We start from the raw sequence: 15471 nt of genomic DNA, 5'->3' as shown, positions 1-15471 counted from the left end.
CCAGCTTCAGGGATCGTCACGCGATGAACACCACCACCAAGGCCTGGACCACCACGCCCCTCGTCGCCCTGGTCAGCGCCGGGCTGCCCGCACTGTATCCACCCAGCGTGCAGGCGGCCGCTTCCATGAGCCCCGAGCAGGCCGCCCATGCGGCCTTCCCCGAAGCGGACCGCTTCGACGCACGCAGCCTGCGCCTGAGCAGCGAGCAATTGCATGGACTGGACGCCGTGGCGCCAGTACGCCAACGCGGCGAGGTACGGCTGTTCGAAGCCTGGGCCGGCTCCCGGCTGCTCGGCACGCTCTACATCGACGACGTGATCGGTAAGGTCGAATGGGTCACCTATGCCCTGGCCCTGGGGGCCGACGGAAGCGTGCGGAGCCTGGAGATCCTGGAGTATCGCGAGACCCACGGCTTCGAGGTGCGGACCCCGAGCTGGCGCAGGCAATTCTCCGGGCGCCGAGTAGACACGCCCTTCCGCTTCGGTGAAGACATCAAGAACATCAGCGGCGCGACCCTCTCCTGTGCCCACCTCACCGCCGGTGTGCAGCGTCTGATGGCCCTGCACACCCAGCTGGCAAAAACCTCCGCCAGATGAACGGCTTTCCCGCCCGACGCACACGCCCCCTGCTCGGCACCTACGTGCACGTGGAGGTCATCGCCGAGAACGCAACACAGGCCGAACGGGCCATCGAGGTGGCCTTCCTGCGCATCGAGGCGGTGCACCAGGCGATGAGCTTCCACAGCCCGGACAGCGAGCTCAGCCGTGTGAACCGGGAAGCCCACCGCCAGCCCGTCCCAGTCGGCTCCGACACCCTCGCGGTGTTGCGCCGGGCGCTCTACCTGGCCCGGATCTCCGCTGGCCGATTCGATCCCAGCATCGCTCCCCACCTGGTGCGGGCGGCCCTGCTGCCAGCCCCCGCGCCGCTGCCTGAAAAAGCAGGACATTGGTCGTGCATCCAGCTCGACGAGGCTGCGCGGACGGTATATTTTTCGCAGCCGCTCTGGCTGGATCTGGGCGGCCTCGCCAAGGGCTACGCGGTCGATGCCGCCATCGAGGCCATGGCGGAACACGCGCCTCTCCGTGCCCTGGTAAATGCCGGCGGCGACCTGCGCGTCCTGAACCGGACACCTGGCACACCGGGGTTTCCCGTTCATCTGCGAACACCTGCCGAGGCCCGGGAAACGCTGCCTCTCGGCCAGCTGGACCACGGCGCCCTGGCCACCTCGGGGGAGATCCTGCTGGGACGCACGGGCCGCAACGCGGGCCTGTCTCCCCTGGTCGACCCGGCAAGCGGCATCCGCCCGGCCCAGGCGCGCAGTGTCACGGTGCTGGCACCGGAGTGCTGGCTGGCCGACGGCATGACCAAGATCGTGGGCCTGCTCGGCCCGGACAGCCAGCCCATCCTGGACGAACAGGACTGCCACGCGGCCATCATCGACCCTGCAGGACACCTCCACGCAAGCCCAGGCTTCTGGCAGGCAGTCAATCGCCCCCATCCCCCAGGAGACCACCCCGATGCATGAAGCTCTGCACCAGCGGCCGCGCAAGGCGGTGCGCCCCGGACGACGCCAGCGACTCGCCGCCTACTGGAGCAGCGCGCTGCTGCTGGCCAGCGGCACGCTCTGGCTGATTGCCCACTATCTGCTGCCCCTGCCCGAATTCGCCGCCCGCCACCCCCTTGAAACCTGGGCCATGCGACTGCACGGCGCCGCCACCCTGTTCGGGCTCGCGGTGTTCGGGAGCCTGTGGGGCAATCACCTGCTGCCGGCCTGGAAACAGGGCCGCCACAGGCCGCATGGCGGCGCCCTGGCCCTGTTCTGGCTGCTCCTGATCCTGACCGGCTACGGGCTGTACTACCTGTCCGATGAAGAGGTCCGCGCCCTCGCCGGCACCAGCCACATCGCGCTGGGCGCCGCCCTGCCCCTGGGGCTGGCCGTGCATGTGAGCCAGGCACACCGACAACGCCACACGGACCCCGCCTAAGCCGTCAGGCGCCCGCGGAACGCTCCCGGCGGCGGTAGTGAACAACCGCCGGCGCCACCAGCGCCGCCCCCGCCATGAGCACCAGGAACAGCGGCCACAACACCGGATTGTTCCATTCAGCCCGCATGCGCTCCCGCTGGGCCACATCAATGCGCTGGTATTTGAGTGTGTTGCGGATGATCTTGCCCGGCTTGCGATTGAACAACCAGCCATGCTGCAGGGTATAGGCCTTCTCGTAGAAGCCCCAGACCCACGGCGCGTCGTGCTGGAGGATGGCCAGCATGCGCGCAATGATGACCTGACGCTCCGGACTGTCGGGCATCGCCTTCATCTGCTCGAAGAGCCGGTCGTACTCTGCATTCTGGTAGTTGGCGGCGTTCTCCCCCTGGCTCTTGACCTTGCCCTGCGGGCCGTAGAGCAGGAACAGGAAGTTCTCCGGATCGGGATAATCCGCGTTCCAGCCCCAGTAGAACAACTGGGCATTGCCCTTGCGAATCTTGTCCTGGAAGCGGTTGTAATCGGTGGCCCGCACCACCAGCTGGACATCCAGCTTGCGCAGCTGCTTGGACAGCCAGTCAAGCGTGGATTTGTCCCCCATGCCGCTCCCCGTGGTGTCCAGGTTCACCACCAAGGGTTCGCCGGTCTTGCTGTCGCGCCCACCGGGATAGCCCGCCTCGGCGAGCAGGCGGCGGGCTTCCTCCACCGGCTTGCGCAGGGGCTTGCCATCCACCCAATCGTAGACCTGGGGGTTGATCCCCGCCTCCCCCGTCCGGTGGCCAAAGATCCCCGGCGGAATCGGATGCATGGCCGGCACACCCCGGCCGTTCTGAAAGACCGAGATGAACTCCTCCTGATCGATCGCCACCGACAGGGCCAACCGCAGCTTGCGCGCCCGTTCACCTCCGCCACCCACCACCGGATCGAGCATGTTGAAGCCCATGTACATCACCGTGGGCGCAACTGAAGTATTCAGCCTGATGCCTTTGGCCGTCATTTCGTCGCTGAGCGCGACATCCCCCTGGCCCCCCATCTGCACAGCCTGGTCGAAGTTGTCCGACGACACCCCGGACGCATCGTAGTAGCCCTGCAGAAACTTGTTCCAGTAGGGAATGCTCTCCTTCTCCCGCGTAAACACCACCTTATCGATGAAGGGCAGTGGCTTGCCGCAATCGGCCAGCAGACCGGCATCCTTGTCCTCCGCCTCACCCTCGCAGGGATAGGCCTCGCCGTGGAAATTGGGGTTGCGGACAAGGGTCATCCGGGCGTTGGGATTATTCTCCTGCAGCATGTACGGCCCGGTGCCTATCGGCCAGCCGTCCAGTGTGAGATTCCGCTCAGCCATTCCCGGCTGGGCAAAGAAGCGGTCCGCCTCATGGGGAACCGGCGCAAAGAAGGGCATTGCCAGCCAGTACGGGAACTGGGGGTAGGCCCCCTTGAGGCGGATCCGGTAGGTGTAGCGATCTACCAGCTCCACCCCCTCCATCGAATATTTGCGCAGATCAATCCAGGCCTGCCCTCCCCGGGCCTTGTCGTCGTCCTGAAGGCGCTGGTGCAGCGCCTTCAGCCCGATGATGTAATCGCCCATCAGCTCCAGTACCGGAGAATGCAGCCTTGGATGGGCCAGGCGCTTGATCTGGTAGACGTAATCCTCGGCCGTCAGCTCGCGGGTCCCGGTCTGCGGAAAATCCGCGAGTGTGCGCTTGTCTGCGACATCACCGGCCTTCAGGTCGAGATACAGCGGCTTGCCGTCGCTGCCCTGGGCAAACGCCGGATGCGGCTGATAGCGGATGCCCGGCCGGATCCGGATCTCATACTCGCTGCGGGCAACCCGGGCTGGATCGCCCCCCTCAGGCAGGAGCCGGCCTTCCTGGTCGTACTGACGCAGCACCGGCATGCTCTCCACGGTGCCCGGCGCCAGCTGGAAGGGCCGCTTGAGGTAGTGATACTGCAGGGGCGGCTCATAGATCTGGTACAGGAAGGTGGCCTCGTCCTCACTGTAAGACTGGACCGGATCCAGATGCTTGGGGCGCTGGGTGAAAGCCGAGTACAGGATGCTCCTGCCACGCTCCGCAGCCGGATAAGGGTCGTTCCAGACCTGTCCGCAGCCGGCCAGCACACCGGCCGCCACCATCGAAGAAAAAAATCGGAGTGTCACGCGCATGTTCCGCAGTCTACCGGATGTGCCCGGATCCGCGGCAGCGCACGCCAAGGAAGCATCCGTTATAATCGCGGGGTTATTCACAGGAGACACCTTGATGGGCTTTCTCGCCGGCAAACGCATTCTCATCACCGGATTGCTGTCCAACCGCTCGATCTCCTACGGGATCGCCAAAGCCATGCACAGGGAAGGCGCCGAACTCGCCTTCACCTACCAGAACGAACGTTTCCAGGAGCGTGTCGCCAAAATGGCTGCCGAGTTCGGCAGCACCCTGGTATATACCTGTGATGTGCAGGACGACGAACAGATCAACAGCTTGTTCGAACAACTGGGCAAGGAATGGGACGGCCTGGACGGCCTGGTCCACTCCATCGCCTTCGCACCCAGCGAAGCACTTGAAGGCGACTTTCTGGATTCCGCCAGCCGCGAGGCCTTCCGGATCTCCCAGGAAGTCAGCGCCTACAGCTTCCCTGCCCTTGCCAAGGCCGCCCGTCCGATGATGAAAGGCCGCAATGGCTCCCTGCTGACCCTGTCCTACCTGGGCGCGGTGCGTACCATGCCCAACTACAACATCATGGGCCTGGCCAAGGCCAGCCTGGAAGCTGCCGTGCGTTACATGGCCGTCAGCGTCGGCCCGGAAGGCACCCGCGTCAATGCCATCTCTGCCGGCCCGATCAAGACCCTGGCCGCCTCGGGCATTGGCAACTTCGGCAAGCTCCTGGCCTTCAACGAGCGCAATGCACCGCTGCGCCGCAACGTGACCATCGACGAAGTCGGCAATGCAGCGGCCTTCCTGTGCTCCGACCTGGCCAGTGGCATCACCGGCGAGATCATGTACGTGGACGGGGGCTTCAACACCACTGCCCTGGGCAACCCCGATCAGGGCTGATCCCGGAACACCAAGAAAAAACCCGGTTGCAACCGGGTTTTTTTTCGTCCTGTGCTGGCGTCCGCTCCGCCCACCTTTTTGCGGATACCGTATCCGCAAAAAGGTTTACCGGGCCCGGACAGCGGGAGCCCTTACTTGCTCTGCTCCAGCTTGGCTGCATTCACTTTCACGTCATAGCGCTTGCGCAGGGCACCGAGATAGGCCGAGAACTCTTCCTCGGCGAGAACCCGGCCGTATTGCTGCCTGAGCGCCTGCATGCGCGGGTCGTCCTTGCCCGACGCAACGGGGCGGGTCACCTTCTCGATCCGGAACAACACGTAGCCAACCCCCTGCACCTTCGCCCCGGCATAGGCCGGCAGCTTGTCCACGGGCGCCCGGAAGATCGTGCGCAGGACTTCCGGCGGAATGCGCTGATCAACACGTTGGATCGGATGCGCTGCCCCCCACTGAAGCTCAAGCGCCTCGCCCTTGCCCAGCTTGGCAAGCTTGTCGACGCCATCCTTCTCGGCGAGCACAACGGCCTCTTCAAGGGTCAGCACCTTGTCAATGTCAGCCTTGACCTCCTCGAAGGCCTTGACCGACGCAGGCTTGTGCTCGACAACCCGGGCGGTGACCAGGGTTCCCTTCGCCACCTCGATTGCATCGGTATTGCGCTTGTTCTTGACCGCGTCGTCCGAGAACAGGGCGGCAAGCAGCTTGGGATTGTCGAACGGTGCCGGAGCCCGGCCTCCCTGTGCAATCCATTCGGACGTCCGGATCTGCAACTTGTACTTCTCGGCTGCCGGCTTCAGGCTGTCGGCTTGCTCATACACCGTATTGGTGAAACCTTCGGCCATCTCGGCAAAACGCTTGCCCGCCTCGGCACGCTTCAGCTCGCCGAGGATCTCTGCCTTAACCTCATCAAAAGCACGGGCTTTCTCTGCCTTGATGCCCGACAGACGGATGATGTGGAAACCGAAATCCGACTGCACCACGTCGGACATATCACCCTCCTTGGCCAGCCCGAAAGCGGCATCCTCGAAGGGTTTGACCATGGCGCCACGGGCAAAGAAGCCGAGATCGCCCCCCTTCTCGGCGGAGCCCGGATCCTGGGAGTTCTCCTTGGCCAGGCGCGCAAAATCGGCAGGGTTGGCCTTGACCTGTTTCAACAGCGCCTCGGCCTTCTCCTTGGCAGCCTTGAGTGCAGCAGCGTCGCCATCCCTGGCAGCCTGGATCAGAATGTGACTGACACGACGCTCCTCGCCCTGGCGGAAGCGCTCTGGGTGAGCATCGTATTCCTTGCGGGCATCCGCGTCGCTGATCGACAGCTGGGAGGCCACCTCATCCGGGCCGAGAACGAGATACTCCACCCGAACCTGGGCCGGCAGCTCGAAGCGCCGACGATTTTCATCGTAGAACTTGCGGGCAGCCTCGTCGGCAAGTTTCACGGAGCCTGCATACTGCGCAGCAGCCAGGCGCGCCTCGCTGACGACACGCTCCTCGAACTGCACCGAGTACACCTGGCCGACTGAATTGCCGGAAACCATCACACCCTCGGCCACTGCGCCAAGCACCTGTTTGAGCGCCAGATCGCTGCGGACGCGCGACTCGAATACGGCCTGGGTCATTCCCTGGGCCTTCAGGACGGCTTCGTAGCGCGGCAGGGAAAACTGCCCGTTGTCCTGAAAGGCCGGAATCTCGGCAATGGCTTGCCGCAATTGCTGATCCGCCACGCTCAGATGCATCTTGCTTGCATCCAGGGCGAGCAGGCGCTGGTTGATCAGATTATCCAGAACCGCCTTGCGCGCTTCCGGCGTTTCCAGCATCGCCGGGTTGAAGTTCTCACCCATGCTGGCTCTCAGACGATCCTGCTGCTCTCTCATCGCCTGCTGGAACTCGTTCATGCTGATCGAGTTTCCCCCCACCGAAGCCAGCGAATCTCCGTTTCCGGCATTCTTGACATAGGAGTCGACGCCCCAGAAGGCAAAGGGTAGCGTGATCAGCAACAGGAAAATCTGAACAATCTTCTTGTTGTTGCGTACTGCATCAAACATGCGGAATCCTCTGCGTGACTACTGATTGCAAGTGATCTTTGTGACAGCGGCACGTAAAAAAAGCGAACCTGCGTTCGCCTCGATATCTGGCACGGCACACATGTCAGGAGACATCGGTCGTCCAATTTACGCAATCAGACCAAAGGGCCACGCCATCACGACACGGTTCAGTGCGCTTTGACAGCCGACCCTCCCAAGCTTTCGGAGTCTACAGCCTGCCGGCAAGTGGAACAAGCCCCTGCGGCGGGCGGCTTCCGCCCCAATAAAACATGCGGCCCCGAATCGGGGAAGCAAACAAAGTCAGGGCGTAAAAAAAGCCACCGCAGGGGTGGCTTTTCTTGCATGTCGCCTCCCATTCAGGGCGGCGACATGCATGGATCCTGGCGGAGTGGACGGGACTCGAACCCGCGACCCCCGGCGTGACAGGCCGGTATTCTAACCAACTGAACTACCACTCCAGGCTTGCCTGAGAAATTTCGAAATAGTGTGGTGGGTGCTGACGGGGTCGAACCGCCGACATTCGCCTTGTAAGGGCGACGCTCTACCGACTGAGCTAAGCACCCGTTTCACTTTATTTTCGAAACCACCGAAAGCAAGAGCCCATCAGTTTAGCGCATCTTTCAGCGCTTTGCCAGGCCTAAATTTAGGAATTGCCGCAGACTTGATCTTGATGGCCGCCCCCGTCCTGGGATTCCGCCCTGAACGTGCGGCACGCTTGCCTACATGGAAAGTACCAAAACCAACCAGCGTGACACTCCCCCCCTTCTTGAGCGCCTGCTTGACTGCAGCCACCGCCGCATCCAGTGCACGCCCGGCAGCCGCTTTCGACATATCGGCTTCTGCAGCAATCTGATCGATCAACTCGGATTTATTCATACTCGCCCCCTCGTTATAGAAGTTAACAAACAGGAAACTCCGACATCAAAACGCCCAGCCAATACCTGCAGACACTCATCAGGTGCAAAAATTATTCTTTATATAACGCCCTAAAAATCACGATGTCAAGAATGCACCGAGGAACATCCGCAACGACCGCACCCTACCGCCACAAGCATGCCGCCATAAAGCAAAAAAAGGACTGCATGCGCAGTCCTTTTTTATTCACAGCCGGGCTCACGCCCGCCGCGCCTTGCAAGAGATCTATCAGGCAGCAGCTACGGCGCCCATGCCCTTGATGGCGGCAGACAGACGGCTCTTGTGGCGAGCAGCCTTGTTCTTGTGAATGATCTTCTTGTCGGCAATGCTGTCGATCGTACGCTGGGAAGAAACAAACACCTGCTGGGCAGCTTGCTTGTCACCACCGAGGACCGCCTTGCGGACAGCCTTGATGGCGGTACGCAGACGGGAACGAAGACTCATGTTGAGGGCGCGGGCCTTCACAGCTTGACGGGCGCGCTTACGGGCTTGTGCCGAGTTGGCCATCTTTTAGTAATCCTGAAAGAAATGCAATGAAGCCAAGGATTCTATGGGAAATACCATTCTCTTGGCAAGCTGTTTATTGCACAAATTACATAATCAAAGAAACAGGGCCTCGCCATGGCGAGGCCCTGTGGATTCAGCAAAGCTGGATCAGATACGCTCGAACACGGCCGCAATACCTTGACCACCACCGATACACATGGTGACGAGGGCGTAGCGGCCACCGGTGCGCTGCAGTTCGTACAAGGCCTTGGTGGCGATGAAGGCACCGGAACAGCCAACCGGGTGCCCCAGGGCGATCGCGCCGCCGTTCGGGTTGGTCTTGGCCGGATCCAAACCCAGCACGCGCATCACGGACAGAGCCTGAGCCGCAAAAGCTTCATTGGACTCGATGACATCCATCTGATCCAGGGTCAGGCCGGCCTTCTTGAGCGCCAGGCGGGACGCCGGGATCGGGCCTTCGCCCATGATGTCGTTGGGAACACCGGCGATGGCGTAGGACACCAGGCGGGCCATCGGCTTGTAACCGGCATTCACGGCGGTAGCGCCGTCAGCCAGCACGAAGAAGGCCGCGCCGTCGTTGATGCCGGAAGCGTTGCCGGCAGTGACGGTGCCATCCTTCTTGAAGGCCGGCTTCATCTTGGCCAGGGACTCCATGGTGGTGCCGCGCTTCAGGTGCTCGTCGGTATCGAACACCACGTCACCCTTGCGGGTCTGCTTGACGATGGGAACGATCTGGGACTTGAAGCGGCCCTCGTCGATCGCTACAGCAGCACGACGCTGGGACTCGACCGCAAACGCATCCTGCTCTTCACGGCTGATGCCGTGCTTGGCAGCCAGGTTCTCGGCAGTGATGCCCATGTGGCCGACGCCAAACGGGTCGGTCAGCACTGCAACCATGCTGTCGATAGCCTTGGTGTCACCCATGCGGGCACCGGAGCGCAGCGCCGGCATCAGGTAGGCAGCCTTGGACATGACTTCAACGCCGCCGCCGATACCGTAATCGGAGTCACCCAGAAGGATGTTCTGGGCGGTGGTGACGATACCCTGCAGACCGGACGAACAGAGACGGCTCACCTGCATGGCCACGGATTCCATCGGCAGGCCGGCCTGGATGGAAGCCACACGGGACACGTAGGCGTAGCGGGAGTCGGTCGGCATGCAGTTGCCGACGGTCACGTAGTTGATCAGCTGGGGATCCACACCGGAACGGGCGATGGACTCCTTCATGACGATACCGGCCAGCTCACTGGCATCGAAATCAGCAAGGGCGCCACCGAAGCCACCGATGGCGGAACGAACTGCACTCAATACGACCACATCACGACTAGCCATCTGTATTCCTCCTCAGAATTATTACAATTAACTACCAACCCAGCCTGCAACGCCCAGCAATGCCAGCAGCAACATCACCAGCACCAAGGTGCGCCAAATCAGGCCGATGGTACTCTGCATGAAGTCCGCGTCAGCTTCGTCGCCGACGCCCATCTCGGGACGCTCCACGACCTCCCCGGACTCATGGATAGGCATGCCGAGACGCACGCCCAGCGCGCCGCCACCACTGGCCAAGAGTATACCGGAAGCCTTGTCCTTCCATTGATTCGCCTGGGCCCGCCAGCAATACACTCCATCCTCGAAGTCACCTACGATGGAGAAGGCTGCAGCGGTCATGCGAACCGGCAACCAGTCGAGCGCAGCGAATGCCTTACGGGCGAACTGACCGAAATCGCCGAAATCCGGATCCCCATCGCGACGTCCCCATTTCTCCTCGAAGAAGCGGGCCAGCCGATACAGGACGGCCCCGCTCGGTCCGGGCATGAGGATGAACCAGAAGGCTACACCGAACACATTACGGTGCGAGGCGACCAGCGCCTCCTCGATGGCGAGGCGCGCCACCTCGCTGGAGCTTGAACCTTCGTGGCGGCGGCCGCGCCATTCACCGACAAGCTGGCGGGCACGGGGCAGCTCCCCCATGCGCAGGGCGAGCTGGATGTCGGTGAAAAAATGGCTCACCTGCCGGAAGCCCATGGTGAGGTACAGCACCAAGACATTAAAGAGGATCCCGAGCAGGGGATGGATATGCCACAGCAGGAAGAAGACCAGCGCCGACCCGAAGCACGCAGCGATCACGGCCACCCACCAGGCCACAGCGCCATGACGGGACTCTCCGTCGTTGAAGCGATCCTCGAGAAAACGGGAAAATGCCTTCAGGGGCACGTCGACGAAGCGCGCGGGGAGCGGGCGGAGTTGCTCTATGAGCAGTGCGACGATCAGCGAAAACAGGGTCATGCGGCGGGGGGCCTTGGCTGGCCCTCATGGATCAATCCTATTGGGGATGGAGCAAGATACCATCAAACGGACCCAACACAAACGGCGTTCGGTTCACCGGTTCAGGAAACGCTGGAGGCTCACGATCATTCCGGCGGTTGCCCCCCAGATGAAGTAACCACCGTAGGGCATGGCGTAATACTCCCGCAGGCTGCCCCGCACCTCCATGGAGTGACGCTGATGATTGTCGGGATCCAGGAGGAATGACAGCGGCACCTCGAAGGCCTCGGCCACCTCGAAATCGTCCAGAGCCAGCTCGAACGGCGGCGCCACGAGACCAACCACGGGCACCACCTCGAAGCCCGTACCGGTCCGGTAAGGCGGCAGCGCCCCAAGCAATTCCACGTGGCGACGGGCCAGGCCGATCTCTTCCTCGGTCTCCCTGAGTGCCGTATCCATCGGCGACACATCCCCCTCCTCGACCCGCCCTCCAGGAAAACTCACCTGCCCGGGATGATGATGGAGGTGGTCGGTACGCTGCGTGAGCAGCATCGTCAAACCACCCTCCCGCATCACGATAGGCACCAGCACCGCAGCAGGCCGGAGAGGGCCAGGCGGCACACCATCCTCAAGCGGCGCATCGAAACTGGCCGGCAGGCTGAAGCGATGCCGCAACCATTCGGGAGTAAGCAAGGGGGGCTGATTCAAGAAAGAAGTCATCGATCAGAGTCTAGTAGCGCTGGCGCAGGTAGAGCGCCCCGCCCTCCCGCCGCATGTCCATACGATTCAGAAAACTCATCCCCAGCAGGGCCTGGGGCATATCCACCTCGAGCACAACCCCTGGCACGTTACGCAAGGTAATACCGTTGATGCGCACCGAATCCAGAGAAACCAGCCAGCCGCGCGCCTGACCGTTGGCGGTTTCCATGACGCGCGGCTCGCCCCGGGTATAAGCCACCCCGGCCTTCAGCGCGTCACTGCGCCCCAGGGCCACGGAAGTGGCACCAGTATCCACCAGAAAACGGATGGCCACGCCATTGACGGCCCCCTGTGCATGAAAATGCCCGCGGCTGTCGCCCTGCAACACGATCGACTCCGAGGCCACTCCGGTTGCACCGACACTGACGGCATGCTCTCCCACCACCAGGCGGCGACGCTTGCCGTCCACCTCAACGGTGGCTCCGGCATCATCGACAGCCACGATGCGGACGCCTTCCGGGGTACTGGCCCCTACTGCCAGGGCCCTGGGAGCACCATTGTTGATGATCACCAACGCCTTGCCCGGAAAGACTCCGGCCAAGGCCACCTCGGTAGCCTGAGCACCAAAGCTCACGCAGGCGAGGAGCAGACCGCTAAACTTGTGCACACGCACAATCTGGAGGAATCGCATGAAACCGGTAGCAATCATTCGACATAGCCTGACTGAAGGTCCGGGGCATTTTGCCACATTCCTGGACAGCCGCAGCCTCCCCTGGACCCTGATCCGCATCGACGCGGGCGATCCGGTCCCCACCTCCTGCGACGACTACTCGGGACTCTGCCTGATGGGCGGCCCCATGAGCGTGAACGATGATCTGCCCTGGATCCCTCCCCTGCTCGACCTCATCCGGAAGATGATGGCCGCCGACAAGCCGGTGATCGGGCATTGCCTCGGTGGCCAACTGATGAGCAAGGCCCTGGGTGGGCAGGTCAGCCGCAATCCAGTCAAGGAGATCGGCTGGGCTGCGGTATCGGTTGTGGACTCCCCCCTGGCCCGGGAATGGTTCGGTGACATCACGGGCTTCGAGAGCTTTCACTGGCATGGCGAGACCTTCTCGATTCCCGCGGGTGCGACGCGGATCCTGGAAAGCGCAGCCTGTCCAAACCAGGCTTACGCGCTCGGCAAGCACCTGGGCATGCAGTGCCACGTGGAAATGAGCGCCAGGATGATCGACGACTGGTGCGCCAGTGGCGCCGAAGAGATTGCGGCAGCCGGCGGAGTTCCGACCGTCCAGACCCCCGAAGCGATGAAGATCGACCGGGAGGCCCGCCTGAAGGCGCTCAACCAGTCGGCCGAGACGCTCTACACGCACTGGGTCAAGGGTCTCTGAAACGCTCAAAATGAAGAAAGCCAGCACGAAGCTGGCTTTCTGGCACTAGCGGTACCGGTCGGGAGGACCGGTCAGGCGTAGGTGTCCACCGAACGTCCGACAGTTGCAGTCGGATCAGGCGCCGGAGTGACCGGCGGAAGGGATGCAATCATCTGCTGAGCCACAGCCTGTTGCTGATCAAGGCTCTTTCGCAGCATCGTGATCGAAAGCCCGTCCTGGGTCTGGACCTGGCTGGTGGACGCCACGGACGAAATACTCATTCCATCAATCCCGGAAGTTGCCGTACTGCAAAGGATAGTCGGTGATTTCCTTGCGCACCAGGGCGATACACTCTTGCAGGAGATCCCGCTTGGCGCCGGTGACGCGCACGGCCTCACCCTGGATGCTGGCCTGCACCTTGAGCTTGCTATCCTTGATGAGCTTGACGATCTTCTTGGACTGCTCCTGCTCGATGCCCACGCGCACGGTGAGCTCCTGCTTGACCTTGTTGCCGCTGACCTTCTGCACGTCGCCGTGCTTGAGGCAGCGCACATCGATCTTCTTGCCCGTCATCTCCGGCAGGAGGATGGCCTGCATCTGGTCGAGCTGGAACTCGGTGTCGCCGTGAAGGGTGAGCAACTTCTCGCTCTGTTCCACGCGTGCATCCGAGCCCTTGAAGTCGTAGCGCCCGGTAATCTTGCGGTTGGCCCCCTCGACTGCGTTGCGCAGGGCGACCATATCGACTTCGGACGTGATGTCGAACGATGGCATGGCCCGCTCCCGCTCAGCCGAAGTAACAGACGTAGTGGTAGGGCTCGCCCGTCACTTCGATGTCGAAACTGGAGTCGCCCGGCACATTGAAGCTCTCGCCGGCCGCGGAAGTCTTCCACTCGGCCTCGCCCTTCAGGCGATAGCGGCAGGCACCGGCAACGGTCTCCATCACTTCGGGAGCGCCAGTGTTGAAGGTGAGGCTGGCAGGCAGGATCACGCCGACGGTCTTCTTGCTGCCATCAGCAAACAGCACGGTGTGGCTGACACACTTGCCGTCGAAATACACGTTGGCCTGCTTGACGACGGAAACGCCGTCGAATTGGGCGGACTGGGTCATTGCGTTCAATTCCGGTGAAAGATTATTCGATGCCAAGGAGCCTCTGGATGACCGCCTTGGCCATGAAGCCGACAAAGCCGACCCCGAGCCCCACGAACATCCAGATCGCACCATATTTCCCCGCCTTGGACTCCCAGGCAAGGTGGCCGATGATGAAAATCATGTATGCGATCAAGCCACCGACACAGACCTTGAGGGAGATGTCCTCAAACTCGGCGACGGTCAGCCCGAACAGCAAAGGGGCGCTGGGGTCCATACCGGCTCGTCAGTCGCGCTTGCTCTTGGCGTTGGCGGCAATGCGCATGCGCAGCGCATTCAGGCGGATGAAACCGTGGGCATCCTTCTGGTTGTAGGCGCCCTGGTCGTCCTCGAAGGTGGCGATCGTCGGGTCGAACAGCGAGTCGGTGCTGGAGTCACGGGAGACGACGATCACATTGCCCTTGTAGAGCTTGATGCGCACCCAGCCGTTGACAGTCTGCTGGGTCTGATCGATCAGGGCCTGCAGCGCCAGACGCTCGGGCGACCACCAGTAGCCCGTGTAGATCATGCTCGCGTAACGCGGCATGAGGTCATCCTTGAGGTGGGCCACTTCCCGGTCGAGGGTGATGGACTCGATGGCGCGGTGGGCACGCAGCAGGATGGTGCCGCCCGGGGTTTCGTAACAGCCGCGGGACTTCATCCCCACGTAGCGGTTCTCCACCAGGTCGAGGCGGCCGATGCCATGCTTGCCACCCAGCTCGTTGAGCTTGGCCAACAGTTCATGGGCCTTCATGCGGGTACCGTTGATGGAGACCAGGTCACCCTTCTCGAACTCCAGGTCCACATACTCTGCGGCATCGGGAGCCGCTTCCGGGGACACGGTCCAGCGCCACATGGATTCCTCGGCCTCAGCCGCCGGATTCTCGAGGTGGCGGCCCTCGAAGGAGATGTGCAGCAGGTTGGCGTCCATGGAATACGGGGAGCCGCCCTGCTTGTGCTTCATCTCGATGGGGATGCCGTTCTTCTCGGCATAGGCCAGCAGCTTCTCGCGGGACAGCAGGTCCCATTCGCGCCACGGGGCGATGACCTTCACGTTCGGCATCAGGGCGTAGTAGCCCAGTTCGAAGCGGACCTGGTCGTTGCCCTTGCCGGTGGCGCCGTGGGACACCGCGTCGGCGCCGGTCTGGCGGGCGATGTCGATCTGGCGCTTGGCGATCAGCGGACGGGCGATGGAGGTACCCAGCAGGTACTCGCCTTCGTAGATGGTGTTGGCGCGGAACATCGGGAAGACGAAGTCACGCACAAACTCTTCGCGCAGATCGTCGATGAAGATGTTCTCGGGCTTGATGCCGAACTGCAGGGCCTTGGCCCGTGCCGGCTCGAGCTCTTCACCCTGGCCCAGGTCGGCGGTGAAGGTCACCACCTCGCACTGGTAGGTGTCCTGGAGCCACTTGAGGATTACGGAAGTATCCAGCCCGCCCGAGTAGGCAAGCACAACCTTGTTTACGTCGCTCATGTCCTGCTTTCCGAATAGGAGTAGTTGAGTCTTTGTTCGATGGATGC

The 15471-nt window shown here is 62.4% G+C and carries 18 protein-coding genes and 2 tRNA genes; 5 read left to right on the top strand and 15 right to left on the bottom strand.

Going from position 1 to position 15471, the window contains the following annotated elements:
• The first annotated feature begins 23 nt into the window (after window positions 1–23).
• The 3 genes from HHL15_RS00550 to HHL15_RS00540 are packed head-to-tail and all read left to right on the top strand — an operon-like array spanning window position 24 to window position 1985.
• Window positions 24–596 carry an FMN-binding protein gene (locus tag HHL15_RS00550; protein ID WP_169143869.1) on the top strand — a complete coding sequence of 191 codons (573 nt, stop codon included), beginning with the start codon at window positions 24–26 and terminating at the stop codon, window positions 594–596.
• Window positions 593–1525 carry an FAD:protein FMN transferase gene (locus HHL15_RS00545; protein WP_169143868.1) on the top strand — a complete coding sequence of 311 codons (933 nt, stop codon included), beginning with the start codon at window positions 593–595 and terminating at the stop codon, window positions 1523–1525. Before HHL15_RS00550 ends, HHL15_RS00545 begins: the two co-directional genes overlap by 4 nt.
• Window positions 1518–1985 carry a DUF4405 domain-containing protein gene (locus tag HHL15_RS00540; protein WP_169143867.1) on the top strand — a complete coding sequence of 156 codons (468 nt, stop codon included), beginning with the start codon at window positions 1518–1520 and terminating at the stop codon, window positions 1983–1985. Before HHL15_RS00545 ends, HHL15_RS00540 begins: the two co-directional genes overlap by 8 nt.
• Window positions 1986–1989: 4 nt before the next feature.
• On the opposite strand, the gene HHL15_RS00535 is transcribed toward HHL15_RS00540, so the two are convergent.
• The gene (locus HHL15_RS00535; protein WP_206198518.1) at window positions 1990–4146 is read right to left on the bottom strand and encodes an ABC transporter substrate-binding protein; all 2157 of its coding nucleotides are present in this window, start codon (window positions 4144–4146) and stop codon (window positions 1990–1992) included.
• A gap of 94 nt (window positions 4147–4240) precedes the next feature.
• Between HHL15_RS00535 and fabI the strand changes: the two genes are divergently transcribed.
• Window positions 4241–5032 (top strand): enoyl-ACP reductase FabI, encoded by a 792-nt coding sequence (gene fabI / locus HHL15_RS00530; RefSeq protein WP_169143866.1) that lies wholly within the window; start codon window positions 4241–4243, stop codon window positions 5030–5032.
• Between the two features lie 131 nt (window positions 5033–5163).
• Here fabI and HHL15_RS00525 read toward each other — a convergent pair whose 3' ends face one another.
• From HHL15_RS00525 to HHL15_RS00485, 9 genes are all read right to left on the bottom strand, one after another.
• Window positions 5164–7065 carry a SurA N-terminal domain-containing protein gene (locus tag HHL15_RS00525; protein ID WP_169143865.1) on the bottom strand — a complete coding sequence of 634 codons (1902 nt, stop codon included), beginning with the start codon at window positions 7063–7065 and terminating at the stop codon, window positions 5164–5166.
• A gap of 381 nt (window positions 7066–7446) precedes the next feature.
• Window positions 7447–7523 (bottom strand) — tRNA-Asp (locus tag HHL15_RS00520).
• A 29-nt stretch (window positions 7524–7552) separates the two neighbouring features.
• Window positions 7553–7628 (bottom strand) — tRNA-Val (locus HHL15_RS00515).
• A gap of 40 nt (window positions 7629–7668) precedes the next feature.
• On the bottom strand, window positions 7669–7941 hold the full coding sequence (locus HHL15_RS00510) for an HU family DNA-binding protein (protein ID WP_169143864.1): 273 nt from the start codon (window positions 7939–7941) through the stop codon (window positions 7669–7671).
• A 267-nt stretch (window positions 7942–8208) separates the two neighbouring features.
• A complete protein-coding gene (gene rpsT, locus HHL15_RS00505; RefSeq protein ID WP_169143863.1) occupies window positions 8209–8487 on the bottom strand; it encodes a 30S ribosomal protein S20 in 279 nt (92 codons plus the stop codon).
• Between the two features lie 147 nt (window positions 8488–8634).
• Window positions 8635–9819, bottom strand: a complete 1185-nt coding sequence (locus tag HHL15_RS00500) for an acetyl-CoA C-acyltransferase family protein (protein WP_169143862.1) — start codon at window positions 9817–9819, stop codon at window positions 8635–8637.
• Window positions 9820–9846: 27 nt separating this feature from the next.
• A complete protein-coding gene (locus HHL15_RS00495) occupies window positions 9847–10773 on the bottom strand; it encodes a CobD/CbiB family protein (protein ID WP_169143861.1) in 927 nt (308 codons plus the stop codon).
• Window positions 10774–10866: 93 nt separating this feature from the next.
• The gene (locus tag HHL15_RS00490) at window positions 10867–11445 is read right to left on the bottom strand and encodes a CoA pyrophosphatase (protein ID WP_408065710.1); all 579 of its coding nucleotides are present in this window, start codon (window positions 11443–11445) and stop codon (window positions 10867–10869) included.
• Window positions 11446–11482: 37 nt separating this feature from the next.
• Window positions 11483–12118, bottom strand: a complete 636-nt coding sequence (locus tag HHL15_RS00485) for a retropepsin-like aspartic protease family protein (RefSeq protein ID WP_328824968.1) — start codon at window positions 12116–12118, stop codon at window positions 11483–11485.
• A gap of 22 nt (window positions 12119–12140) precedes the next feature.
• Here HHL15_RS00485 and HHL15_RS00480 point away from each other — a divergent pair, with 22 nt between their 5' ends.
• The gene (locus HHL15_RS00480; RefSeq protein ID WP_169143858.1) at window positions 12141–12842 is read left to right on the top strand and encodes a type 1 glutamine amidotransferase; all 702 of its coding nucleotides are present in this window, start codon (window positions 12141–12143) and stop codon (window positions 12840–12842) included.
• A gap of 71 nt (window positions 12843–12913) precedes the next feature.
• On the opposite strand, the gene HHL15_RS00475 is transcribed toward HHL15_RS00480, so the two are convergent.
• Genes HHL15_RS00475 through HHL15_RS00455 form a run of 5 tightly spaced genes read right to left on the bottom strand, consistent with a single transcriptional unit; the run spans window position 12914 to window position 15424 of the window.
• Window positions 12914–13102 carry a YjfB family protein gene (locus HHL15_RS00475; protein ID WP_169143857.1) on the bottom strand — a complete coding sequence of 63 codons (189 nt, stop codon included), beginning with the start codon at window positions 13100–13102 and terminating at the stop codon, window positions 12914–12916.
• A 4-nt stretch (window positions 13103–13106) separates the two neighbouring features.
• Window positions 13107–13592, bottom strand: coding sequence for a YajQ family cyclic di-GMP-binding protein (locus tag HHL15_RS00470; RefSeq protein WP_169143856.1), 486 nt, complete (start codon window positions 13590–13592; stop codon window positions 13107–13109).
• A gap of 13 nt (window positions 13593–13605) precedes the next feature.
• A complete protein-coding gene (ppnP, locus tag HHL15_RS00465) occupies window positions 13606–13929 on the bottom strand; it encodes a pyrimidine/purine nucleoside phosphorylase (protein ID WP_169143855.1) in 324 nt (107 codons plus the stop codon).
• 22 nt (window positions 13930–13951) lie between these two features.
• On the bottom strand, window positions 13952–14185 hold the full coding sequence (locus HHL15_RS00460; protein ID WP_169143854.1) for a DUF2788 domain-containing protein: 234 nt from the start codon (window positions 14183–14185) through the stop codon (window positions 13952–13954).
• Window positions 14186–14194: 9 nt separating this feature from the next.
• Window positions 14195–15424, bottom strand: coding sequence for an argininosuccinate synthase (locus HHL15_RS00455; RefSeq protein WP_169143853.1), 1230 nt, complete (start codon window positions 15422–15424; stop codon window positions 14195–14197).
• Window positions 15425–15471 lie beyond the last annotated feature (47 nt).

Origin of the sequence: Zoogloea dura, from assembly GCF_012927165.1 — a bacterium.
GTDB lineage: Bacteria > Pseudomonadota > Gammaproteobacteria > Burkholderiales > Rhodocyclaceae > Zoogloea > Zoogloea dura.
This window is presented reverse-complemented; position numbering and strand designations above follow the sequence as displayed.